Source organism: Burkholderia sp. 9777_1386, from assembly GCF_015712265.1.
Taxonomy (GTDB): Bacteria; Pseudomonadota; Gammaproteobacteria; order Burkholderiales; family Burkholderiaceae; genus Burkholderia; species Burkholderia cenocepacia.
The window spans coordinates 36626-59145 of the sequence record NZ_JACCQB010000026.1; the positions used below are offsets into that span (position 1 = coordinate 36626).

Annotated in this window: 20 protein-coding genes; 17 read left to right on the forward strand and 3 right to left on the reverse strand. The window is 69.3% G+C overall.

The annotated features are described in order from the left end of the window. Positions 1–22: 22 nt before the first annotated feature. Both H0X91_RS19925 and H0X91_RS19930 read right to left on the reverse strand, forming a co-directional pair. Positions 23–1510, reverse strand: a complete 1488-nt coding sequence (locus H0X91_RS19925) for a carbohydrate porin (RefSeq protein WP_062910362.1) — start codon at positions 1508–1510, stop codon at positions 23–25. Positions 1511–1600: 90 nt separating this feature from the next. After that, a complete protein-coding gene (locus H0X91_RS19930) occupies positions 1601–1867 on the reverse strand; it encodes a hypothetical protein (RefSeq protein WP_006487869.1) in 267 nt (88 codons plus the stop codon). 1083 nt (positions 1868–2950) lie between these two features. On the opposite strand from H0X91_RS19930, the gene H0X91_RS19935 reads away from it, so the two are divergent. Further along, positions 2951–3088 (forward strand): hypothetical protein, encoded by a 138-nt coding sequence (locus H0X91_RS19935; protein ID WP_006487867.1) that lies wholly within the window; start codon positions 2951–2953, stop codon positions 3086–3088. 123 nt (positions 3089–3211) lie between these two features. Further along, positions 3212–4858: an Nramp family divalent metal transporter gene (locus tag H0X91_RS19940; protein ID WP_006487872.1), complete on the forward strand. Its 1647-nt coding sequence runs from the start codon at positions 3212–3214 to the stop codon at positions 4856–4858. A gap of 130 nt (positions 4859–4988) precedes the next feature. Here H0X91_RS19940 and H0X91_RS19945 read toward each other — a convergent pair whose 3' ends face one another. Beyond that, positions 4989–5897: a helix-turn-helix transcriptional regulator gene (locus H0X91_RS19945; RefSeq protein ID WP_062911396.1), complete on the reverse strand. Its 909-nt coding sequence runs from the start codon at positions 5895–5897 to the stop codon at positions 4989–4991. Between the two features lie 283 nt (positions 5898–6180). Here H0X91_RS19945 and H0X91_RS19950 point away from each other — a divergent pair, with 283 nt between their 5' ends. The 15 genes from H0X91_RS19950 to asnB all read left to right on the forward strand — a co-directional run bounded on the left by H0X91_RS19950 (position 6181) and on the right by asnB (position 22492). Then, positions 6181–7014: a helix-turn-helix transcriptional regulator gene (locus tag H0X91_RS19950; RefSeq protein ID WP_006487859.1), complete on the forward strand. Its 834-nt coding sequence runs from the start codon at positions 6181–6183 to the stop codon at positions 7012–7014. A 250-nt stretch (positions 7015–7264) separates the two neighbouring features. Further along, positions 7265–9472, forward strand: a complete 2208-nt coding sequence (gene sctV, locus H0X91_RS19955) for a type III secretion system export apparatus subunit SctV (protein WP_006487865.1) — start codon at positions 7265–7267, stop codon at positions 9470–9472. Further along, positions 9469–9747, forward strand: coding sequence for a type III secretion system export apparatus subunit SctS (gene sctS / locus H0X91_RS19960; RefSeq protein WP_006480854.1), 279 nt, complete (start codon positions 9469–9471; stop codon positions 9745–9747). Before sctV ends, sctS begins: the two co-directional genes overlap by 4 nt. Then, positions 9747–11789: a type III secretion system outer membrane ring subunit SctC gene (gene sctC, locus H0X91_RS19965; RefSeq protein WP_058903318.1), complete on the forward strand. Its 2043-nt coding sequence runs from the start codon at positions 9747–9749 to the stop codon at positions 11787–11789. Before sctS ends, sctC begins: the two co-directional genes overlap by 1 nt. Beyond that, positions 11770–13113, forward strand: a complete 1344-nt coding sequence (gene sctD / locus H0X91_RS19970) for a type III secretion system inner membrane ring subunit SctD (RefSeq protein ID WP_006498991.1) — start codon at positions 11770–11772, stop codon at positions 13111–13113. Before sctC ends, sctD begins: the two co-directional genes overlap by 20 nt. A 140-nt stretch (positions 13114–13253) precedes the next feature. Continuing rightward, positions 13254–13463 carry a hypothetical protein gene (locus tag H0X91_RS19975; protein ID WP_006486267.1) on the forward strand — a complete coding sequence of 70 codons (210 nt, stop codon included), beginning with the start codon at positions 13254–13256 and terminating at the stop codon, positions 13461–13463. Positions 13464–13587: 124 nt separating this feature from the next. After that, positions 13588–14064 carry a hypothetical protein gene (locus H0X91_RS19980; protein WP_012493472.1) on the forward strand — a complete coding sequence of 159 codons (477 nt, stop codon included), beginning with the start codon at positions 13588–13590 and terminating at the stop codon, positions 14062–14064. A gap of 53 nt (positions 14065–14117) precedes the next feature. Continuing rightward, on the forward strand, positions 14118–15002 hold the full coding sequence (gene sctJ / locus H0X91_RS19985; RefSeq protein WP_196433281.1) for a type III secretion system inner membrane ring lipoprotein SctJ: 885 nt from the start codon (positions 14118–14120) through the stop codon (positions 15000–15002). Further along, positions 14999–15739, forward strand: coding sequence for a SctK family type III secretion system sorting platform protein (locus H0X91_RS19990; protein ID WP_048989439.1), 741 nt, complete (start codon positions 14999–15001; stop codon positions 15737–15739). The genes sctJ and H0X91_RS19990 overlap by 4 nt, the downstream gene beginning before the upstream one ends. Beyond that, entirely contained in the window at positions 15721–16350 is a 630-nt protein-coding gene (gene sctL / locus H0X91_RS19995) for a type III secretion system stator protein SctL (RefSeq protein ID WP_006487566.1), read from the forward strand. The genes H0X91_RS19990 and sctL overlap by 19 nt, the downstream gene beginning before the upstream one ends. Then, positions 16347–17720 carry a type III secretion system ATPase SctN gene (gene sctN / locus H0X91_RS20000; RefSeq protein WP_084751617.1) on the forward strand — a complete coding sequence of 458 codons (1374 nt, stop codon included), beginning with the start codon at positions 16347–16349 and terminating at the stop codon, positions 17718–17720. The genes sctL and sctN overlap by 4 nt, the downstream gene beginning before the upstream one ends. Continuing rightward, positions 17713–18399, forward strand: coding sequence for a hypothetical protein (locus H0X91_RS20005; RefSeq protein ID WP_006495896.1), 687 nt, complete (start codon positions 17713–17715; stop codon positions 18397–18399). The genes sctN and H0X91_RS20005 overlap by 8 nt, the downstream gene beginning before the upstream one ends. Beyond that, positions 18393–19202 carry a type III secretion system export apparatus subunit SctT gene (gene sctT, locus H0X91_RS20010; RefSeq protein ID WP_006489708.1) on the forward strand — a complete coding sequence of 270 codons (810 nt, stop codon included), beginning with the start codon at positions 18393–18395 and terminating at the stop codon, positions 19200–19202. The genes H0X91_RS20005 and sctT overlap by 7 nt, the downstream gene beginning before the upstream one ends. 16 nt (positions 19203–19218) lie before the next feature. Further along, the gene (locus H0X91_RS20015) at positions 19219–20250 is read left to right on the forward strand and encodes an EscU/YscU/HrcU family type III secretion system export apparatus switch protein (protein WP_006495898.1); all 1032 of its coding nucleotides are present in this window, start codon (positions 19219–19221) and stop codon (positions 20248–20250) included. Positions 20251–20521: 271 nt separating this feature from the next. Next, on the forward strand, positions 20522–22492 hold the full coding sequence (gene asnB / locus H0X91_RS20020) for an asparagine synthase (glutamine-hydrolyzing) (RefSeq protein WP_006495899.1): 1971 nt from the start codon (positions 20522–20524) through the stop codon (positions 22490–22492). Positions 22493–22520: the final 28 nt, after the last annotated feature.

The following is a 22520-nucleotide window of genomic DNA, read 5'->3' on the forward strand; positions in this document are numbered from 1 at the left end:
CCGCGTTTTCATGCGGCGCGCGTCAGAACGTGATCGTCGTGCGCACGCCGACCACCGTCTCGTCGCCGATGCGCGCGCCGGCCGCGTTCGGGTTCGGGATGCCGCCGCCCGGACGGAAGAAGTGCTGCAGGTCGGCCTGCACCTGCCACCACGGCGCGACCTGGTACTGGTAGGTCGCTTCGATGACGGTTTCCGCGCGGCGCACCGGATAGCCGGGCGTCGTGTACACGCCGGTATCGCCGTCGAGGCCGCGCGCATGCGAGCCGATCTTCGCGTAGCCGATCGCGATGCCGGCGACGTCGTTGTCGCGGCCGGCGAACGGCGCCTTCAGCGTCACGCCGGCGTTGGCCGCGAAATCGACGACGTTGCGGTCGCCCGGCGAGCCCATCACGCGCGCGAACATGCCGACCGAACGCGGGCTGTCGGCGGACGGCCGCCACACCATCTGGTCCGCGACCGCATAGAACCCATAGTTGCCGCGATGCGTGGCGGGCGTGCCGTTGCTCGCCGGATCGGCGAGCGACAACCCGTCGGTGCCGTAGCGCGGATCGTTCGCATGCTGCGAGTGATACCAGAAGCCGAGCTTGTACGTGCCGGGCAGGCCGGCCGGCTGCGGGGCCTTCGGGTCGGCGGGCGGCGCGTTCAGCGCGTACTGCACCTCGCCGATCACGAACGCGCCGCTGCGCAGGTTGAAGTTGGTGCCGTGTGCGTTCAGCACCTGGGCGTCGCCGTCGCTGCGGCCGGCCGGGTTGCCGTCGAACACGCCGACCAACGCGGTCCACGCATCGGCCGGCTTCACGCGCAGCCGCACGCCGAGCGACGACAGCGGGTACGCGGGGCCGCCGGACGGCAGATCGGTGGACGGCAGCACGGGCCAGCCGAACGTCGCGTTCATGAACGTCGCCGCGTTCTGGCTCACCATGAATTCCTGGTCGACGCTCTGCTGGCCGACTTTCACGTCGACCTTGCCGTCGAGCAGCGACTGCTGGTACCAGAGTTCCCACAGACGTGTGGTCGAGTTCGCCTCGATGCCGGTGGCGGTCTGCAACGTCTGCAGGTAGCGCTGCGTGAGGTTGGTGCCGTGGATCTGCAGCCCCGACACGTTGAACGTGCCGCCCGGCAGGCCGATCGCCTTGCCGGTGTCGATGTTGAAACCGAATTGCGTGAGCCCCTGGTATGCGCCGCCGCGACCCGTGCCGCCGGACGTGTTGTACAGGTACTCGCTGGTCTCCTGCAGGCTCAGCGTGACGCCGTGCTCGTCGAGCACGTCACGCAGGCCGCCCATGTTGCCGAGCAGGTTCGAGCGCTCCCAGAAGCCGGTCGGAGCGGGCGCGGCAGCATCGGCGGCCTGTTGCGCGGGGGCGGCGGCATCGCTCGCGCCGGCTGCCGGTTCGGCAGCGGCGGGCGACGATGCCTGCGCGAATGCGGGCGCGGCGGCGAGCGACAGCAGCAGCGCGGTGAGCGCATCGAGGCGGCGCTTGCGCGGGACGGGTGCGAGGTGATTCTTCATTTGGGTTCCGTTGGCAGTTTGATTAGTTTGGCTGAAGAAACGGGAACGTGATGCGGGACGCATGGCGAGACGGCCCGCACGGAGCAGGGCTTACGGCAGCCAGCCGCCGACGCGCCAGACCTGCGCGAAGCCGACGCGCGGCGCGACCGAGCACAGCAGCGCGGCGAGCGCGAGCGCGGCCGCCGTCGCGGCGATCAGCACGCAATCGAGCGGGCGGGGCGCCGTCGGCACGTGGGCGAGGGCCCGGCCGCGCCAGCGGCTGAATGCCCGGGCGAGCGGCGAGCGGCCGGAAAAAGAGCGGTCGCACGCGACGTGTACGACGCGCTTGAGCTTGACCGCGAACGATTGAACGAACATGACGCTGCCTCCGTTCCGTCCGGCGGACGCCGGACGACGTGATCGAGCGCGGGTGCGTGACGCGGCCTGCGATCGGAGGATGGAACATAACGGAGCGTGCGACTGACGAACCGGCGATGGCCGGCCCGGATGGAGGCGCGCTAACCCGACGAGTGCGAGCTAGCGGCGAAAGACATGCGTCTGGCTGCTATCTCGCGATGGCTTGGCCGGCCTGGACCGGCATCGAACTGCAACTAGAGCATGTATCCACGGAGGGGACTCCCGTGATGAATTGGGGCGGATTGTAGTCGCGACTTTTGCTGCGGCGCAAGTAGAAAACGCATGACGGTTGCGCCGTGTGGTGTGCGCGTCGCGGCGGCCCAGGGCCGCCACACGCCCGCCCGGCAACGGCAAAGCGGGTGGTTGCGCGTTGCGCCGCACCGTTGCTTGCACGCATCGGCGCGCGATCGCGTCATCGCCCGCTGAAAGGTTTCGGTACGTCAATTCAAGGGCAAATCTTTCAGTTGCGTCATGCGGGAAATTTATTTCGAAAAACGGGGTTTCGAGGGGTTGACTTCACTTTCGCGCGGTCCATAGAATCCGCCATCTTCACTCTTGGGGCCGCCGCCTTGGACGCCTGCAGTAGTCGATCTTCGAACGAAATTTCCGCCTGAGCGACCGACGTCCGCGCCTCATCGAAGCCGCCGTTTGTCTCCCGGGCAAACGGTGCGCGCAGCAGTATTTCCGCAGCAACTCCCTACGTGCACCCTGATTCGCGCCGGTTAGCGTGATGCGTTCTCGCATGCGTTGTCCGGTTTCACCGCCGCCTGGCAGGCGGCCGTGTTCGCGCATCCGTTTCCCGGGCGCGCGAATGCCGGCCCGCACGCCGGACGGCGGTCAACCGTGTTCCCCGGAACACCGTACAGGAGCCGCCATGAACGACAGTGACAGTTGTCCCTTATGCCCGCTGCATACGCAGACCCTTTTGAACCCGGGTCGCGGGGACATGCCGGCCGACTAGCCTGACACGTCGTTCAGGCCGCTGGCTGGCCCCGCGCCCACGACGCGGCCGGCACGCCTGCCGCCGCCGCACGGAGCCAGACCATGAACTTCGGCCTTCTGCTGTCGACCCTTCCGCACGTCACGGAATCGCGCCCCCACTACGACGCGATGCTGACGCTCGACGCCCGTCCGCGGGTGTTCTCCCGCCTGCTGAACCAGTTGAAAGCGTTGATCCGCTAAAAGAGACACGCCGAGCGCGCCTCGGCATGCGCACGTGCGGCCGCCTTCGAGCGGCCGTCCCGCGCGCATCCCAAGGTCGCACGCTCATCGAATCGCATAACCCTTAGCCGTACGGAACACATCATGTCCACGCCCTCCAACGTCTCTCCACCGATCGCGGTCGACCGCAGCGCCGTGCTCGACGACGCCCACCTGGGCGACATCCGCGGTGCGCTCGGCACGATCCCGCACCACGACACCGGCGCACGCGGCACGTGGTGGGCGCGCCTGCGTACGCTGCTCGCGATCATCGGCCCGGGCCTGATCGTGATGGTCGGCGACAACGACGCGGGCGCATTCGGCACCTATACGCAGGCCGGCCAGAACTACGGCACGACGCTGCTGTGGACGCTGCTGCTGCTCGTGCCCGTGCTGTACGTGAATCAGGAAATGGTGCTGCGCCTCGGCGCGGTCACGGGCGTCGGCCATGCGCGGCTGATCTTCGAACGCTTCGGCAAGTTCTGGGGCGCGTTCAGCGTGATCGACCTGTTCCTGCTCAACGCGCTGACCATCGTCACCGAATTCATCGGCATCACGTTCGTGCTGGATTTCTTCGGGCTGCCGAAGGTGGCCGGCGTGTGCGTCGCCGCCGCGCTGACGATGGCCGCGGTCAGTACCGGCGATTTCCGGCGCTTCGAGCGGTTCGCGATCGGGCTGTGCGTGCTGAGCCTGCTGCTCGTGCCGGTGCTCGTGTCGATCCACCCGCCCGTCGCGCAGATGACGCGCGATTTCTTCGTGCCGAACTGGCCCGCGCACGCGAAGCTGTCGGACGTGATGCTGCTCGTGATCGGGATCGTCGGCACCACGGTCGCGCCGTGGCAGTTGTTCTTCCAGCAGAGCTACGTGATCGACAAGCGCATCACGCCGCGCTTCATGAAGTATGAAAAAGCCGATCTGTGGATCGGCATCGCGTTCGTGCTGGTCGGCGCGGTCGCGATGATCGGCTTCAGCTCGGCGCTGTTCGGCGGCCATCCGGAAGCCGGCAACTTCACCGACGCGGGCGGCATCATCGCCGGCCTCGAGAAGTATGCGGGCCGCACGAGCGCGACGCTGTTCGCGATCGCGCTGCTCGACGCGTGCATCATCGGCGCGGCGGCCGTGTCGCTGTCGACCGCGTACGCGATCGGCGACGTGTTCAAGATCCGTCACTCGCTGCACCGCGGCGTGACCGACGCGAAGGGCTTCTATCTCGTCTACTTCGGCATCGTCGCGGCGGCGGCCACGCTCGTGCTGATTCCGGGCAGCCCGCTCGGCCTGTTGACGGAAGCCGTGCAGACGCTGGCCGGCGTGCTGCTGCCGAGCGCGACGGTGTTCCTGCTCGTGCTGTGCAACGACCGTCAGGTGCTTGGGCCCTGGGTCAACTCGACGAAGCTCAACGTGTTCACGGGCGCGGTGATCTGGGTGCTGGTGCTGCTGTCGATCATCCTGACCGCGTCGGTGATGTATCCGGACATCAGCGGGGAGGCGATCGTCGACGTGCTGGTGGGCGGCACCGTGCTCGCCATCGCCGGCTATCTCGCGACGGTACTGATTCGCCGCAACAAGCGCGTCGTCGAGCCGGCCGTCGATCGTTCGCTGCGCGACACGTGGCGCATGCCGCCGCTCGACACGCTCGAGCCGCAGAACATGACGCTCGCGACGCGGATCTGGATGGCCGTGCTGCGCGGCTATCTGGTGATTGCGGTCGGGCTCGTGATCGTAAAGGTCGTGCAGATGACGCTGCTGAAGTAACGGCGACCGTCCACGAGGAAGCGGCGCCGGCCCGGCGCCGCGCCGCAACCCGAACATGCCGGCCCGCGAGGCCGGCATGTGCGTTTACGCGATCGGCGAAACGAAACTGCGCCGCGCCGTCGCCCGCGCGTCAGATCAGCTCGAGCTTCGACGTCAGGTACGTGAGCTGGATCCGGTTCGCGACGCCGAAGCGCTTGCGCAGCTTGCGCAGGTGATAGTCGACGTTGTGCGCGCTGGTGTCGAGGCGCCGGCCGATCTCCTTGTCGGACGCGCCTTCGGCGATGCCGAGCAACAACTCCTGCTCGAACGGCGTGAGCCCGTTGACCGCGCGCTCGCGCGACGTCGAGATCAGTTGCGGCGACGCGAACTTGTGTACCGACAGCCCGATCGACAGCGCCTGCTCGATCGTCGCGGGCGTGATCCATTCGCGCGTGCGGCGCGGCGCGGTGAAGCTCATGAACGCGTGCAGCCGCGTGCCGGGCACGGCCATCGAATACATGATGCCGCTGCACATCCCGTCGTCCTGCATCGTCTGCAGGAAGCCGTCGAGCGCGGCCGGGCTCACGCACGAGTCGTCGTCGCGCTCGCGGTGTTCGCGGCGCAATTGCTGCAGGTCCCACACGATCGGCATGTTGCACACGCGCGCGCCGAGCGTGCGCGGATCGACGTCGTGATGGTTGTGACGTACGTAGTCGCCGCGATAGGTGGCCGGCGTGAATGCTTCGTGCAGGTAGAGACTTTCGACGCGCTCGCGCGTGAATTCGAGGGCGAAGTACGCGAACGTCGAGAAGCCTGTCAGATGCAGCAGGCTCGTGACGATCCGGTTGCGCTCGGCCGTGCTCTGTGCGTGCGCGAGCGTATCGGCGACGCCGAGCTTCGGCGCGTGCGGCTGCGCGACGTCGCCGCGTTTCACGTCGTCGCACCAGACGACCTGCACGGTGCGCTCGCGCAGCGTGTCCGCGCAGGCGTTCAATCCGCGCGACGAGCGGGACAAGGTGGTTGGGGCGACCGCTTCTTCATGCAATGCAATATCGGACATGAGCCATCCCTCGGAATCGACGCGCATCGCCTGGCGGCGGCCGTATCGTGTACGGCATTCGCGGCGGTGCGACCGAGCATCGTTGTGATATGCGCCGATCGTCATCCCTGACGAAACGCGGGGGCATTGTACAAAAATGCCGGTGTGTGGGTAATATGCCGTAATACTAATTGCGGCGAAAGGTTCATGTTCGTGCGCATATAACGACGACCAGAAAATCATAAAGAAAAGACCAGATCGTGACGGGGCGCAGTTTCACATATTGGGAAAGGGCGGGCTCCTCATGACATATGCTGACGGCGCACCACGCGTCGAGTGGTTCTCACAAGCCGATATAGCGGCCGCCGCCGCTTATTCGAACGAATATCACGCAATCGAGCGTGACGTTTTTACCGGTATTCAAATCACGTCCGGTAAAACCGACCTTGCGTCATTCGATTTCGCGCAATGCCATGCGCGATTGCGGCAAATCGGATTCAGTACGCTCGGTTACGGCGCGTACGAAATGATCGGGCGGCGCATTCTGCGCGCGCATCTGCTGCGCGACCTCGCGCCGGCGACGTTCATGCAGCCGTTCATCGAAGGGATGCTGTACGAAAGCGACCCGCGCTTCGCGCAGGTGCGACAAAGCGGCTTCCCGGTCGCGTGGCGGCTCGACGAGATCGAGGCGGCCGCGCACGGCAGCGGCGACCGCAAGGTGCTGGCGCTCGCCGGCCACTTGCGTGCGCACGCAATGAACAGCGGCGTGATCTTCAGCCTGTCGGCGCCGCGGCTCGACCTGCGCGTCGCGGTAAATGTGACGTCGGAAACGCACGGCACCGAATGGATCGACGATCGGGTGATCGGCGGCGCGCTGTCGGTCAGTCTGGCCGTGCATCGCGTCGCGCTGCCGTTCCTCGAGGCGCGGGTCGCGCGCATGCGCGGCTTCGCGCTCGGCGACGAGCAGCAGCAGGTGCTCGACCGGCTCGTGCACGGGCTGTCCGACCAGGAGATCGCGAGCGCGCTGCGCACGTCGCTGCACAAGGTCGGGCACCACATCCGCTCGCTCGAAAAACTCTTCAACGTACAGAACCGCGCGCAGCTCGCGTACCTCGCCGCGCGCCGGCTGCCGTCCTGACCCGACCCCTGCCGCAGGCGCGCGCCGGCGGCCCGGCGCGCGATGGAAGCGGTTCCGGCGGCGCGTGCCCGAGCCGGCCGCCGGGTTTCGTAGTCCGATTCGATCGTCTGAGGAAAACGCGCTTTCACGCTACGAGGCGCGCTTCTTTTTCCGCCGTTTCCCGTCGCTACACTCGTCCCATTCAACGGTCCGCGCAGCACGGGGAAGGGTTGCCCGTGCCAGCCGGCGATAACGACAGGACGACGGCACGATGGCTGAACCGAAGGCGCTCCCCCGCGACTGGCAGCGGTTGTTTTCCGCCGGCCGCGGCGTGTCCGGACGGCGCCTCGGGGGCGCGTCGCCGCGCGCCGACCTGTTTCTCGCGACCTTCATCGTCGCGGTTGTCGCGCTGTTCATCCTGCCGCTGCCGCAGGCCGCGCTCGACGGGATGATCTCGCTGAATCTGGCGGCGAGCGTCGTGCTGCTGACGGTGTCGACCTACGTGCCGTCGGCGGTCAGCTTCTCGTCGTTTCCGGCGCTGCTGCTGTTTACGACGCTGTTCCGGCTCGCGCTGAACATCGCGTCGTGCAAGCTGATCCTGCTGCATGCGAACGCCGGCCACGTGATCGACGCGTTCGGGCGGCTGGTGGTCGGCAACAACGTGGTGGTGGGCGGCGTGGTGTTCCTCGTGATCGCGGTCGTGCAGTTCATCGTGATCGCGAAAGGGTCGGAGCGGGTGGCCGAAGTCGGCGCGCGCTTCTCGCTCGACGCGATGCCCGGCAAGCAGATGAGCATCGACGCGGACCTGCGCGCGGGCATCATCAGCGCCGACGAAGCGCGCGAGCGCCGCGAGAAACTCGAGCAGGAATCGCAGATGCACGGCGCGATGGACGGCGCGATGAAGTTCGTGAAGGGCGACGCGATCGCGGGCCTCGTGATCGCGTTCATCAACATCGTCGCGGGGATCGCGGTCGGCACGCTGATGCACGGGATGGACATCGGCGAAGCGCTGCAGCGTTACGCGATCCTGACGGTCGGCGACGGGATGGCGTCGCAGATTCCGTCGCTGCTCGTGTCGATCGCGGCCGGCATCGTGACGACGCGCGTCGCGACGCGCGATGCGCGGCAACGCCAGCTCGGCGAACAGCTCGGCGAGCAACTGGGTGCGCATCCGCGCGCGTTGCTGATCGCGGCGTTCGTGCTGAGCGGTTTTCTCGTCGTGCCCGGTTTCCCGAAATGGTCGTTCGCGCTGATCGCGCTCGGCCTCGGCGCCTTCGCGTTCTCGCAACTGAAGCGCAAGACGTCCGCGCCGAGCTTCAACCTGATTCATGTCGCGGGGCGCGTCGGTGCGGCCGACGACGGCCAGCCCGCGAAGGTGTCGCACGCGGCGGGCGTCACGTCGCTGATCGCGGTGTCGCTGTCCGACGACCTGCGCACGAACCTGAACCTCGCGCAATTGCAGGCGGCGCTGTCGAGCGCGAAGGCGCGCGTCGACGCGGACATCGGCACGGTATTCCCGCGTATCACGCTGAACGACGACGAAGGCGCGCCGGCCGGCACGTACCGGATCTACCTGCAGGACGTGCTCGTCGCGCACGGCGCGCTGAAGCCGGGCTGGCTGCTGTGGGACGGCGTCGCGCCGCTGCCCGAGCGCGCGGAGCGCCAGCCGGCCGAAGCGTTCGGCCCGTTCGCGACCGCGCTGTGGATCAAGCCCGACGGCGCGGCGCCGGACGGGAAGTGGCTGTCGAGCGAGAGCGCGCTGGCCGCGCACGTCGAGCAGATCGTGCGCCAGCACGCGGACGAGCTGCTCGGCATCCAGGAGACGCAGGCGCTCGTGCATCTGGTGCGCCGCGATCATCCGGAGCTCGTCGGCGAACTGACGCGGCTCGTGCCGCTGCAGCGCGTGACCGAAGTGTTGCGCCGGCTGCTGGCCGAACAGGTGCCGATCCGGAACCTGCGCGTGATCTTCGAGAGCCTGATCACGTGGGCGCCGAACGAGCCCGACGACGTGATCGCGCTGGTCGAACTCGTGCGCGTCGACCTGCGCCGGATGATCACCGATCGTCACGCGGGTACGGCGCGCCAGCTGCGGGTCGTGCTGTTCGAGCAGAACCTGCAGGAGCGGATCGAGAGCGCGGTGATGCGCACCAAGCAGGGCAATTTCCTCGCGCTGTCGAGCGCGGTCAAGCAGGACATCGGCGAACAGGTGCGCGCGATCGTGCAGGCCGCGCAGGCGGCCGGCCCCGGCGGCCACGGCAACGCGCAGGGTGGCGCGCGGCTCGCGGTGATGGTCGCGCTCGGCGCGCGCCGCTACGTGAAGACGATCCTGCAGCCGGTGCTGCCCGAACTCGCGGTGCTGTCGTACCAGGAAGTCGAGGAGGACGTGCAGTTGCATACGGTCGGCTGGGTGAAGAACCCGCCGGACGACGGCACGGTCGGCGCGGGCGCCGACGTGCGCGCGCCGGGAGCCGTGCAATGACGAGCTCGACGATCCTCGACCTGACGCGCCAGGCGCTGATGCTCGTGCTGCTGCTGTCGCTGCCGATCGTGCTGATCGCGACCGTCACGGGCCTCGTCGTCGCGATCCTGCAGGCCGTCACGCAGGTGCAGGACGCCAATATCGGCATCGCGGTGCGGCTGATCGCCGTGATGGTCGCGCTCGTGCTGCTGTCGGGCTGGCTCGGCGGCGAAGTGCTGCGCTTCGCGCAGCAGGCGCTGGAACGCATGTTCGTTTCTTCCACAGGAGTCCTTTGATGCGTCGACGCGTCGCCTCGATCCGGTTTCAACCGCGCAGCCTGCAACGGGCCGCGCTTGCCGTGTGCGCGACCGCGCTGCTCACGGCGTCGCTGTGCATGGCGCCCGCGCAGCATGCGCGCGCCGCGGACCTGCGCTGGCGCAACAAGCCGTTCACGATCGTCGCAAACGGCAAGAAGATCGGCGACTTCATCCGCGAGCTCGCGTCGTCGCAGGGCGTGACGGCGGTGGTCGACCCGAAGGTCGACGGCGTGATCAGCGGCCGCTTCTCCGGCACGCCGCAGCAGACGCTCGACACGATCTGCTCGACCTACGGGCTCACGTGGTACTACGACGGCTCGTTCCTGTACGTCGATCCGGCCGACCAGTCGCAGACGCAGATGATCCCGATTCCGCCGAATGCGTCCGGCGAAATCGGCCGCGCGCTGCAGGCGATGCAGATTCCGGACAAGCGCTACACGCTGGTGATCAACGATCGCGCGAACAGCGTGTACGTGGCCGGCCCGCGCCGCTATGTCGAGCTCGTGCGGCAGGCGGTCGGCTCGGTCGGCGATCCGTCGGCGAACGGCGCGCATGCGGACATCCGCGCGTTCCGGCTGAAATACGGCTGGGCGTCGGACTTCACGATCAACCGCTCGGGCAAGGAAGTGACGGTGCCGGGCGTCGCGACGATCCTGCGCCGGCTGTTCGGCAAGGGCGGCGGCACGACCGCGGCGCCGTCCAGCACGCCGCTCGGGCAGGCCGCGCGCCAGGTGAAGCTCGGTTCGGGGCTGACGATCGCGGTGCCGCGGCTCGACTTTCCCGACATTTCCGGCGGCCCGCGGCAGAGCGGTTATGGCGGGGCGGACAGCGGCATGGGCGGCGGCTTCTCGCCGTTCTCGAACAACGGCGGCGACACGCTGCCGCAGATCGTTGCCGACCCGGCGATCAACGCGGTGATCGTGCGCGACCTGCCGGAGAACATGTACCGCTACCAGTCGCTGATCGGCCAGCTCGACGAGCGGCCGCGCATCGTCGAGATCAACGTGACGATCATCGACATCAACGAGGATTCGCTCGACAGCCTCGGGATCGACTGGCGCCTGCACACGACGCACGGCGACGTGCAGATCGGCAACGGCCAGAACGCGCTGAACGGCAACACGCAGTACAACGGCGCCGGCAATCCGCCGCTGACGTTCGGCATCGGCACGTCGGAAACCGGGCAGACGGGCGCCTTCATGCCGACCGGCATCGCGCTGACCGCGTCGATCGGCGGGTCGCTGCGCAACTACCTGCTCACGCGCGTGAACGCGCTCGCGCAGAAAGGCCAGGCGCAACTGCGATCGAAGCCGAAGGTGCTCGCGCTCGACAACACCGAGGCGATCCTCGAGAACCTCACGCAGTTCTACGTGCAGGTGCCGGGCTATCAGGATTCGTCGCTGTACAGCGTGACGACCGGCACCAGCATCAAGGTGACGCCGATGATCGTCGACGAGGCGATCCGCAACGCGGCGGCCGTGTCGGGCAACCCGCAGAGCGTGATGATGTCGATCGACATCCAGGACGGCAACATCGTGCCGGGGCAGGCGGTGTCGAACGTGCCGGTGATCCAGCAGCGCAACATCGTCACCAAGACGATGATCGACGAAGGCAAGAGCCTCCTGATCGCCGGTTTCAACGACGACGAGGTGCGGCTGAACAAGAGCGGCGTGCCCTGGCTGTCCGACATCCCGCTGATCGGCAACCTGTTCAAGTACACCGACAAGTCGGGCAACCACATGGAGCGGTTCTACCTGCTGACGCCGCGGGTCGTGACGAGCGCGTCGATGTATGCGCCGGACGGCTCGCCGGTGAATCCGGGCGTCGACGGTCCGGCGAACCAGGAAGGGATGTCGATGTATCGCCCGCCGGACAACGACGTCACGGTGCCGCTGACGCCGAAGCCGCTGCCCGGCACGAAATTCGGTCCGCCCGCGTTGCCGCCGCCGAAGGATACGGCGGCGTCGCAGCCCGCGGCGACGACCGCAGGAGTGGTCACGCATGTCGACGAGCATCATTGATCCGCACGGCGACGGCGCATTGCCCGGCGGCGCGGCGGGCGGAGCCGGCTCGGCCGCCGCGCTCGCGTCGCCGTGGAACCTGTGCTTCCTGAGCGGGCCGATGTACGGCCGCACGATGTCGCTCGCGCGCGGCGCGAACTGGGTCGGCACGGCGGCCGACTGCGAGGTGATCCTGCCCGATCGCGAGATCGGCGCGAAACAGGTGTGCCTGCAGGTCGGCGCGCTCGCGGTGACGGTGCAGAACCACGGCGGCGACGCCGGCGCGCCGGTGCTGTTCAACGACGAGCCGCTCGGCACCGGCCGCCGCTCGTTGACGCCGAACGACGTCGTGACGGTCGGCTCGATCCGGCTCGGCATCGCACGGCATGCGCAGGCGAGCGTCGCGGTGCCCGACGAAACCGATGCGCCGGACGCCGCGCGCGAAGCCGCGTGGCTCGGCTGGCTCACGGGCGGGCTACGGCGGCTGGGCAGCCGGCGGCTCGTGATCGCGCTGGTCGCGCTGTGGGTCGGCGTGCTGCTCGGCGCGCTCGGCTACGGCTTCGTCGCGTGGTCGGGGCGGCTGCCGTGGCAGCACGAATCGGTGCTCGCGCGCACGCACCGGCTGCAGCAACTGCTGCACGCGTATCCGGAGCTGGCGGTCGCGCCGCGCGACGACGGCGTGATCGTGTCGGGCTACGTGAGCGACCCGGCCGCGCGCGAGCGCGTCGCGCAGATCGTCGCGGGCGTCGACAACGCGGCGCTCGGCAACATCTACGTGGTCAGCGATCTCGTGGCGACCGCGCAGACCTATTTCAGCGACACGGCGCTGACGGTCACGTATCTCGGCCGCGGCCGGATCGAGCTGACGGGCACGGCCGCGCGCGCGCAGATCGAGCCGCGCATCCGCAACTACATGAAGGACGCGCGCCCGGCGCTCGAGGTGGTCGATCACGTGCGCGATGCCGATGCGGCCGCGCCGCGCACGGCGACGACGCTCGGCGGCACGGCGGGCATTCCGGAGATCACGACCGTGTTCGCCGGCGACGGCGACCAGCGCTACATCGAGACGGTCGACGGCAGCCGCTATTTCGAAGGCGCGCGGCTGAAGGAGGGCGCGACCGTCGTGTCGATCGGCCCGGACGAGGTCGTGTTCGAACGCAACGGCCAGCGCATCACGATGCCGCTCGGCGGCCCGTCGACGCGTGCGCCCGAGCAGGCGCCGGCGCCGCCCGTGGCGCCGCTCGCGAGCGGTGCGGCGGCGGGCGTCGCGCAGCCGGTGCCGGGGCCGACGCTGTTGCCGCGCGAGCCGGCGGCCGGTGTATCGACGAAGGAGGCGGCGCACTAGCGTCGCGACGAATCAGGCGCAGCGCGAATCGCGCTGCGCGCATCACGCGACACGTCGCCGGCAGGCGGCGCGTCACGTCATCGGCGGGGCATGGGGCCGCCGCCGGCAACGCAAGTGAACGTCACGTAAAGGAGCGAAACATGACTGCCCCCACCGGTAGCGCAACCGACACGAAGCAAGTCCAGCAACAGGCGGACGACCTGACCAAGACGCAGCTCGAACTGACGAAGATCAACTTCCAGGTTCAGCAATCGACTGCGACGTTCGAAACCAGCAACGCAGTGACCGCGCAGGAGGGGACGGCGAACGCCCAGGTCGCGCAACACCTGAGTTCCGCCGGCCGCGCGTGATGCCGGTCGCCGGCCGTGCCGCGCGACGCCGGATGCCGGGGCCGCCCGTGACGGGCGCCCGGTGCGGCGTGGGTGCGTGCCGGCCGGCCCGATTCCGGCCCTGCCGGTCAAGGAGGACACGATCATGTCGGTAACAGGCGTAGGCGCGGCGCCGCCGGGCGCAGCCGCGCTCGCGAGTGCCGCGCAGCAAACGGGCGCGACGTCCGATCCGGCGCAGGTGCGCCAGTTCGATGCGCTGATGCAGCCGGGCGCGTCGTCGGCCGCACCCCCGTCTTCGTCCGGTGTCGCGATGTCGCGCGCACCGGCGGATGCGGCGCCGGCCGTGCAGATGACGCCCGCGCAGGCGAACCAGTCGTCGCTCGTCGAGCGATTGCGCACCTACGGCAACGATCTCGATTCGCGGTACGCGAACATCGACAAGCACCGCAGCGAGATGCTGACGTCGATGGCGGACAGCCGCAGCGATCCGCTGATGACGATGGTGAAGGCGATGGATTTCCAGTGGACGGCAACCACCACGATTTCGGAATACCAGTTGAGCCTGTCGGTTGCGCAGGCGGCGAACGGCTTCACGCACACGGTGCTGAAGACGCAGGAGTGACGAAAGCCGGTGCGTGTGCCTGCAACGGCCGCGCGCCCTGAAGCGGACAAACGATGACGACGATCGATTCGACGCCGCGCACGCATGCGTGGCGCAGCCGGGCGGCGCGCGCGCTGCTCGCGGGGCTGCTCGTGCTGTTGGCCGGGTGCCAGAAGGAGCTGTACTCGGGCCTGTCGGAGCGCGATGCGAACCAGATGGTCGCGGTGCTCGGCGACGCGGGCATCAGCGCGTTGAAGGACAACGATGCACGCGACACGTCGGACCGCAACGCGTGGCTCGTGAGCGTCGCGGACGGCGACATGCAGGCGGCGCTCACGGTGCTGCAGGCGAACGGGCTGCCGAAGCCGAGCTATGCGAGCCTCGGCGAGCTGTTCCAGAAGCAGGGGCTCGTGTCGACCCCGGCCGAGGAGCGCGTGCGCTACCTGTACGGCGTGTCGCAGGACCTGTCGCGCACGCTGCAGGACATCGAAGGCGTGGTGGTCGCGCGCGTGCAGGTCGTGATTCCGGAGAACGATCCGCTCGCGGACAAGATCAAGCCGTCGTCGGCCGCGGTGTACATCCGCTACCGGCCGGGCGTCGACCTGCGCGCGATGGCGCCGATGGTCAAGGATCTCGTCGCGCACAGCATCGAAGGGCTGCAGTACGACAACGTGTCGCTGTTCCTGCAGCCGGCCGCCGCGCGCGCGACGCGCGTGGACGGCATCGGCAGCGCTGTGTCGGACATCCTGCGGCTGCGCTCGCCGCTCGGCTGGCTGGTGTTCGCGCTGATCCTGCTGACCTGCGCGGTGATCGCGCTGTCGGCCGCCCGGCGCGGGATGTTCGGCGCGCGCGTCGCGGGCCTCGTCGGCGCACCGCGCGGCGCGAACGGCGGTGGTTCGGCCGCGCAGCAGGCAGGCGGCGGGCTGCGTACGCCGGACGGCGCGCGCGACGGCGCATGAGCGACCCGCACGCGCTGCCGCCGGGCGAGGCGGGCGAGGCGGCGCCGCTGCCGTGGCTGCAGCCGCTCGCGCCGCCGCCCGCCGCGCGCGCTGCCGCGTTTCATGCGCTCGTCTGCGACTTCAACCTGCGGCCCGACCGCTATCTGCACGTGACGCGCGTGCCGGCCGACTGGCCCGCGCGCTATCGTTCGCCGGACGCGTTCGGCGCGGCCGGCCGCAAGCTGCTCGCGCGGCACCTGCTCGACCTGCACGGCGTGGCCGACCGGCACGACTTCGACGTCGCGAGCCCGTGCGCGCGGCTCGCGCTGCTGCCCGGCGCGGCGCTCGAACAACTGGCCGCGTATGCGGGGCTGCTGCTGCATCGCGCATGGCTGCGCGACGCGCTGGCGGGGCGGCGCATTCGCGCGGAAGTCGCGGCGCGGCTCGGCGGCGATGCGCTCGAACTCGCGCTCGAACGCGCGCCGGAATTCGGCGCGCTCGCCGAAACGCTCGAACCGTGGCGCGCCGATCCCGCCGCGCTGCCGGTCGTGATCCGCGCGCGCGGCGGACGCCTGCTCGCCGATTTCATCGGCGTGGCCGGCGACGCGGTGGCGCGGCGCGTGCGCCTGAAATTCAACCGCGCGATCGACGACGAAGCGCCGTACTGGCTGAACCGTGCGCAGCGCGACCAGTTCGGCGAACTGATGTTCCTGTTTCTGATTCCCGAGAGGCTTGCGTCATGGGACTGGCTTTTCTGATCACGAGCGACAACCTGCAGCTGCTGTCCGAGCGCAAGGTGCTCAAGGAGCGCGAATACGCGGCGCTGCTCGATGCGTCCGCGGTGATCGCGACCGCGCATGAAGAAGCGGCGCGCATCGTCGCCGACGCGCAGCGCGAATTCGACAAGCGCCAGGCGGCCGGCTACGACGAAGGCATGCGCCGCGCGCAGCGCGAGCAGGCCGCGCAGGCCTACACGCAGGCGCTCGCCGCGACGCGCACGATGGAAACGATGAAGGATGCGATGGCCGATATCGTCGTGAAGGCCGTGCGCGCGATCGTCGGCGAGATGAGCACGCAGAAGCTGTACGAGGCCGCGCTCGCGCGGATCGCGCCGCTCGTGCGCGACGAGGCGTTCCTGATCGTGCGCGTCGCGCCCGGCCGCACGGACGAAATGCGCGACGCGCTCGACGGCGCGTTCGCCGGGCAGTCGAACCGGCAGAAGATCCGCATCGTCGAGGATGCGCAGCTCGAACGCCACGCGTGCACGGTCGAGACGCCGTCCGGGCGGATCGACGCGAGCCTCGACCTGCAGATCGACGCGCTGCGCCAGGCGATCCGCCGCGACGCGCTGAAAGGGGCCGCGCGATGAGCGCGCCGCTCGACGATCCGCCGTCGTTCGGCGACGACGACGCGCCGTTCGATCGCGGCCGCCTGGTCGGCGAGCTCGACGCGGGGCTCGCGTTCTTCTCGCCGGTCTCGGTGCAGGGCCGCGTCAACCACGCGGTCGGGCAGATCCTGAACGCGACGGGCATCCGCGCGCGGCTCGGCGAGATCTGCGAGCTGCGCACGCCGAACCAGCCGACGCTGCTCGCGGAGGTGGTCGGCTTCTCGCGGCAGACGACGCTGCTCACGCCGCTCGGCGACGTGGCCGGCCTGTCGCCGGAGACGACCGTCGTGCCGTCCGGGCGCGAACATGTCTTTCCGGTGGGCGAAGGACTGTTCGGCCGCGTGCTCGACGGGCTCGGCCGGCCGCTCGACGATCGCGGGCCGGTGACGGGCGCCGCGTGGGTGTCGACGCAGCAGGACCCGCCGAACCCGCTCGCGCGCAAGATGATCGACACGCCGTTTCCGACCGGCGTGCGCGTGATCGACGGGCTGATGACGCTCGGCATCGGGCAGCGCGTCGGCATCTTCGCGCCGTCCGGCGTCGGCAAGAGCACGCTGCTCGGGATGATCGCGCGCGGCGCGCAGGCCGACGTGAACGTGATCGCGCTGGTCGGCGAGCGCGGCCGCGAGGTGCGCGAATTCATCGAGCACAGCTTGTCGCCGGAAGTGCGCACGCGGTCGATCGTCGTCGTGTCGACGTCCGATCGCCCCGCGATGGAGCGCGTGAAATCCGCGCTGGTCGCGACCGCGATCGCCGAGCACTTCCGCGATGCGGGCAAGCGCGTGCTGCTGCTGGTCGATTCGCTGACGCGCTTTGCGCGCGCGCAGCGCGAGGTCGGCCTCGCGAGCGGCGAGCCGCCGACGCGGCGCAGCTTCCCGCCGTCGACGTTCGCGGTATTGCCGCGCCTGCTCGAACGCGCGGGGCAGGGGGCGCACGGGTCGATCACCGCGCTCTACACGGTGCTCGTCGAAGGCGACGAGGAATCGGACCCGATCGCCGAGGAGGTGCGCTCGATCCTCGACGGCCATATCGTGCTGTCGCGCAAGATCGCGCTCGCGAACCGCTATCCGGCGATCGACGTGCTCGCGAGCCTGTCGCGGGTGATGCCGCTCGTCGCGAGCCGCGCGCACCAGCATGCGGCCGCGCGCGTGCGCGAGTTGATCGCGAAGTACCAGGAGATCGAGCTGCTCGTGCAGATCGGCGAGTATCGCGAAGGCAGCGACCGGCTCGGCGATCTCGCGCTGCGCGCGCGCGACGCGATCGGCGCGTTCTGCGCGCAGGCGTCGGACGAGGACGTGCGCTTCGACGCGCTGCTCGCGAAACTGACGAAGCTGGCGAACGATCATGTCTGAAGCCGACGACCGCCTCGTGCTCGCGACGCTTGCCCGCCTGAAGCGGGTGCGCGAGATGCGCAGCCAGATCGCGCGCGTCGCGGCCGCGCGCCAGCAGGGCATCGCCGCGCAGAGCCGGCGCGCGCTGGCGGCCGCGCAGGCGCAGCTCGCGCAGCAGGTCGCCGCGAAGGCCGCGATCCAGACGCGCCTGGCCGACGACGTGCGTGAAGCCCGCGCGTTGCAGAACGCGGCGGCCGATACGCGCACGTTCGACCGGCATATCGGCACCGCGAACGCGTCGGTGAGCGAGGCCGCGCACGTGCATCGCGGCCACGAGGCGACGCTCGCCGACCTGCAGCGCGCCGCACGCAAGGCGAAGGCCGCCGAGGACAAGCTGGAGAAAGCCGGCGAGAAGGCGCTGCATGCGCGCGCCGCGCGGGTCGAGCGCGACGCCGACGACGTCGCGGACGGCTACGCGGTGCGGCGCTTCGCGACCGGCGGCACCTGGGTGGCCGGCGCGGGCGACGCGGCCGGTCACGGGTCCACGTCGCCGGAGGCCGCCGCCGCGTTCGATGCGGCGATGACCGACGTGGAGACGGGCGCCGCCGCTGCCGCTGAAGCCGATGCATCCGATACATCGGACGCACCCGCCATGCCCGACGATTCCGTCCCGTCCGCCGCCGCGGAGCGCCGATGCTAGACCAGGCCGCGGGTTTCAACGACGTCGCCGGCATGCTGCGGCCGCTGCTCTACGTGATGCCGCGTCTGTTGCCGGTCATGCTGATCGTGCCGGTGTTCAACGAGCAGATCATCACGGGCCTCGTGCGCAACGGGATCGCGGTCGTGATCGCCGCGTTCGTCGCGCCGACGATCGATGCCGCGCAGGTGGCCGCGCTGCCGTTCCTGATGTGGTGCCTGCTGGTCGCGAAGGAGGCGATGGTCGGCATGCTGCTCGCGGGCGCGTTCAGCGCGGTGCTGTTCGCGATCCAGGGCGTCGGCTACCTGATCGATTTCCAGACCGGCAGCGGCAGCGCCGCGTTCTTCGATCCGATGGGTGGCCACGAGGGCGGCCCGACTTCCGGATTCCTGAATTTCGTCGCGATCGCGCTGTTCGTGACAGCCGGCGGGCTGCAGGTGCTCGTGCAACTGTTCGCGCAGTCGTACGCCTGGTGGCCGATCGGCTCGCTCGGCCCCGATTTCTCGTCGATGCTGCAGACCTTCATCGTGCGGCAGACCGACACGATCTTCGAATGGATGGTGAAGCTCGCCGCGCCGGTCACGATCGTGCTGGTGCTCGTCGAGCTCGGCGTCGGGCTGGTCGGGCGTGCGGTGCCGCAGCTCAACATCTTCGTGTTCTCGCAGCCGCTGAAGAGCGCGCTCGCGATGCTGATGATGATCCTGTTCCTGCCGGTGGTGTACGCGTCGCTGCATGCGCTGCTGAGCCCCGACAGCGGGTTGATGGCGCTGCTGCGCGCGTTGTTCGCCGCGCACGGCGGCGGCTGAGCGCGCGAGAGCCGACATGGCCGAAAAGGACCAGAAGCCGACCGCGAAGCGCCTGCGCGAGGCGCGCGAGAAAGGCGACGTGCCGAAAAGCGCGGAAACGGTGTCGTCGGCGTTCTTCGTCGGCGTGTGCGTGGCGCTCGCGGTGGGTATCGGTTCGCTGTTCGCGCGGTTGCAGGCGTTGTTCCGGCTCGTGTTCGACGCGGTGGGCGCGGCCGATCCGGCCGCGCGGCTCGCGGTGCTGATCGACGGCGCCGCGCGCGACTGGGCGATGCTGTCCGCGCAGATCGTCGCGGCCGGGCTGCTGGCGGGGTTGCTCGCGGGCTTCGTGCAGGTGGGCGGCGTGATGGCGTGGAGCCGCCTCGTGCCGCAGTTGTCGCGGCTCAACCCGGCCGAGGGGATGAAGAACCTGTGGTCGCTGCGCAACCTCGTCAATCTCGCGAAGATGCTGCTGAAGACGGCGCTGCTCGTCGCGACGCTCGGCTGGCTGATCGTCGAGTCGCTCGATCCGTCGGTGCAGTCGGGCTTCACGCGGCCGGTCTCGATCCTCGCGCTGATCGTGAAGCTGTTGATGCTGCTGTTCGGCTGGGCCGCGCTGATCTACATCGTGATGGCGCTGATCGACATCGTGCACCAGCGGCACGAGTTCAACCAGAAGATGAAGATGTCGATCGACGAAGTGCGGCGCGAGCACAAGGAGGACGAGGGCGATCCGCACATCCAGGCGAAGCGCCGCCAGCTCGCGCGCGAAGTGCAGTTCGCGTCGCTGCCCGACCGGATCGGCTATGCGTCGGTGGTCGTCTATTCGCCGCGCGTCGCGGTCGCGCTCTACTACGGCGGGATGGGCTCGCTGCCGTGGGTACTCGCGCGCGGCGAGGGCGACGCGGCCGAGCGGATCGTGCGGCTCGCCCGCGACGCGCTGCGCCCGACGCTCGCGAACGTCGGGCTCGCGCAGGCGCTGTACGAGACGACGCCCGAGAACGGCACGATCCAGCCGCAGCATTTCCGCGAGGTCGCGCAGTTGCTGAAATGGGCGACCGGCGCAGGTTGACGGCGGCGTGGCGTGGCGGCGTTGCCGTCGGCATACGGCCCTTTTTTCATCCGCAACGCTTGCCGGCCAACTCACCGGATTCGATATGGCCCCTTGCGCGACCCTCCGCACGCGGCACTTGACGTCCATTTTTTTCCGGACGGTGCCGACATTCACTGGTGAATTATTGCTGATTTATTTCTTCGTAATATGGCTCGACCGTCATGCCCGACGGCGGGCCGCGAGGTTGCGCGGTGCGTGACGGAACTGGTCAACAGGGGCAGACAAATCAATGTGCGGAATCGACGGCTTTCTGAATAGCGTCGCCTTCGATGAGGAGACAGCGCGCGGCACGCTCGCGCGAATGACGGCGAGCCTCGCGCATCGCGGGCCGGACGGGCAGGGGATCTGGGTCGACCCGGAAGCCGGCATCGCGCTCGGCCACCGGCGGCTCGCGATCGTCGACCTGTCGGTGCACGGCCGGCAGCCGATGGCTTCCGCGTGCGGCCGCTACGTCCTCGTCTTCAACGGCGAAATCTACAACCATCGCGAACTGCGCGCGGAGCTCGAGCGTGCGGGGCGCGCACCGGCGTGGCGCGGCCACTCCGACAGCGAGGTGCTGATCGCGGCGATCGTCGCGTGGGGCGTCGAGGCCACGTTGCGCCGCGCGACCGGCATGTTCGCGTTCGCGCTGTGGAATCGCGCGTCGCGGGTGCTGACGCTCGCACGCGACCGGATCGGCGAGAAGCCGCTCTACTACGGCCGGATCGGCGACGCGCTGGTGTTCGCGTCCGAGCTGAAGGCATTGCGCGGCTACCCGGGCTTCGACGGCACGGTCGACCGCGACGCGCTGTGCCTGTACCTGCGCCAGTCGAGCGTGCCCGCGCCTTACACGATCTATCGCGGCATCCGCAAGCTGCCGCCCGGCACGTACATCCAGTTCGAACATGCGCGCGACACGCCGCGCCTGCGCGCGTACTGGACGCTCGAACAGGCGATCGAGGCGGGCCGCGCGCAGCCGTTCGAAGGCACCCCCGACGAAGCCGTCGGCCAGCTCGACGCGATCCTGCGCCAGGCCGTCGCGCGGCAGATGGAGGCCGACGTGCCGCTCGGCGCGTTCCTGTCGGGCGGCGTCGATTCGTCGGCGATCGTCGCGCTGATGCAGGCGCAATCGGCGACGCCGGTCGACACGTTTACGATCGGCTTCCACGAGGCCGGCTACGACGAAGCCGGTTATGCGAAGGCCGTCGCGCGCCATCTCGGCACGCGCCATACCGAGCTTTACGTGACCGCCGACCATGCGCTCGGCGTCGTGCCGAAGCTGCCGTCGATCTACGACGAGCCGTTCTCCGATGCGTCGCAGATCCCGACCTTTCTCGTCTCCGAACTGACGCGCCGGCACGTGAAGGTAAGCCTGTCCGGCGACGGCGGCGACGAGCTGTTCGGCGGCTACACGCGCTATTTCCTGACGCCGCGCCTGTGGCGCAAGCTGCATCGCGTGCCGGGCGCCGTGCGCGCGCGGATCGCCGCCGCGTTGCACGCGCTGCGGCCCGACCACGCGGACCAGCTGGCAGCCGTCGCGCAGGGCGCGTGGGGCGGCGGCGTGGAGGCGCGCGAATCGACGTCGCGCATCGGCGATCGCCTGCACAAGCTCGGCCATGTGATGACGGCCGAAAGCCGCATCGGGCTGTACCGGCTGCTGATGTCGTCGGTGCATCACCCGGAGCGCATCGCGCTGTCGGGGCAGGAGCCGCCGACGCCGCTCGACACGGTGTCCGCGTGGCCCGCGCATCTGAGCTTCGCCGAGCAGGCGATGGCGATCGACACGCTCACGTACCTGCCGACCGACATCCTCGCGAAGGTCGATCGCGCGGCGATGGCCGTGAGCCTCGAGACGCGCATGCCGTTCCTCGATCATCACGTCGTCGAATTCGCGTGGCGCGTGCCGGCGTCGGTGCGCTTGCCGGAAGGGCAGTCGAAGGCGCTGCTGCGCCGGCTGCTCGACCGGTACGTGCCGTCCGCGCTGATCGACCGGCCGAAGCAGGGCTTTTGCGCGCCCGTCGACCACTGGCTGCGCGGCGCGCTGCGCGACTGGGCCGAGGCGCTGCTGCGGCCGTCGCGCCTGCGCGAAGAAGGCTTCTTCGATGCGGCGGCGGTCGAGCGGCTGTGGCGCCAGCACCAGACGGGCCGGATGAACTGGCAGCACCAGCTGTGGACGGTGCTGATGTTCCAGGCGTGGCTGGAGGCGCAGCGCGCGGCGTGACGGCATCGTCGTGCCCGCCGCCGTGACG

Bases quoted from the DNA above. Each gene is read 5' to 3' on its own strand.
- H0X91_RS19925 (WP_062910362.1), bottom strand. From the start codon at position 1,510: ATGAAGAATCACCTCGCACCCGTCCCGCGCAAGCGCCGCCTCGATGCG.
- H0X91_RS19930 (WP_006487869.1), bottom strand. From the start codon at position 1,867: ATGTTCGTTCAATCGTTCGCGGTCAAGCTCAAGCGCGTCGTACACGTC.
- H0X91_RS19935 (WP_006487867.1), top strand. From the start codon at position 2,951: ATGAACTTCGGCCTTCTGCTGTCGACCCTTCCGCACGTCACGGAATCG.
- H0X91_RS19940 (WP_006487872.1), top strand. From the start codon at position 3,212: ATGTCCACGCCCTCCAACGTCTCTCCACCGATCGCGGTCGACCGCAGC.
- H0X91_RS19945 (WP_062911396.1), bottom strand. From the start codon at position 5,897: ATGTCCGATATTGCATTGCATGAAGAAGCGGTCGCCCCAACCACCTTG.
- H0X91_RS19950 (WP_006487859.1), top strand. From the start codon at position 6,181: ATGACATATGCTGACGGCGCACCACGCGTCGAGTGGTTCTCACAAGCC.
- sctV (WP_006487865.1), top strand. From the start codon at position 7,265: ATGGCTGAACCGAAGGCGCTCCCCCGCGACTGGCAGCGGTTGTTTTCC.
- sctS (WP_006480854.1), top strand. From the start codon at position 9,469: ATGACGAGCTCGACGATCCTCGACCTGACGCGCCAGGCGCTGATGCTC.
- sctC (WP_058903318.1), top strand. From the start codon at position 9,747: ATGCGTCGACGCGTCGCCTCGATCCGGTTTCAACCGCGCAGCCTGCAA.
- sctD (WP_006498991.1), top strand. From the start codon at position 11,770: ATGTCGACGAGCATCATTGATCCGCACGGCGACGGCGCATTGCCCGGC.
- H0X91_RS19975 (WP_006486267.1), top strand. From the start codon at position 13,254: ATGACTGCCCCCACCGGTAGCGCAACCGACACGAAGCAAGTCCAGCAA.
- H0X91_RS19980 (WP_012493472.1), top strand. From the start codon at position 13,588: ATGTCGGTAACAGGCGTAGGCGCGGCGCCGCCGGGCGCAGCCGCGCTC.
- sctJ (WP_196433281.1), top strand. From the start codon at position 14,118: ATGACGACGATCGATTCGACGCCGCGCACGCATGCGTGGCGCAGCCGG.
- H0X91_RS19990 (WP_048989439.1), top strand. From the start codon at position 14,999: ATGAGCGACCCGCACGCGCTGCCGCCGGGCGAGGCGGGCGAGGCGGCG.
- sctL (WP_006487566.1), top strand. From the start codon at position 15,721: ATGGGACTGGCTTTTCTGATCACGAGCGACAACCTGCAGCTGCTGTCC.
- sctN (WP_084751617.1), top strand. From the start codon at position 16,347: ATGAGCGCGCCGCTCGACGATCCGCCGTCGTTCGGCGACGACGACGCG.
- H0X91_RS20005 (WP_006495896.1), top strand. From the start codon at position 17,713: ATGTCTGAAGCCGACGACCGCCTCGTGCTCGCGACGCTTGCCCGCCTG.
- sctT (WP_006489708.1), top strand. From the start codon at position 18,393: ATGCTAGACCAGGCCGCGGGTTTCAACGACGTCGCCGGCATGCTGCGG.
- H0X91_RS20015 (WP_006495898.1), top strand. From the start codon at position 19,219: ATGGCCGAAAAGGACCAGAAGCCGACCGCGAAGCGCCTGCGCGAGGCG.
- asnB (WP_006495899.1), top strand. From the start codon at position 20,522: ATGTGCGGAATCGACGGCTTTCTGAATAGCGTCGCCTTCGATGAGGAG.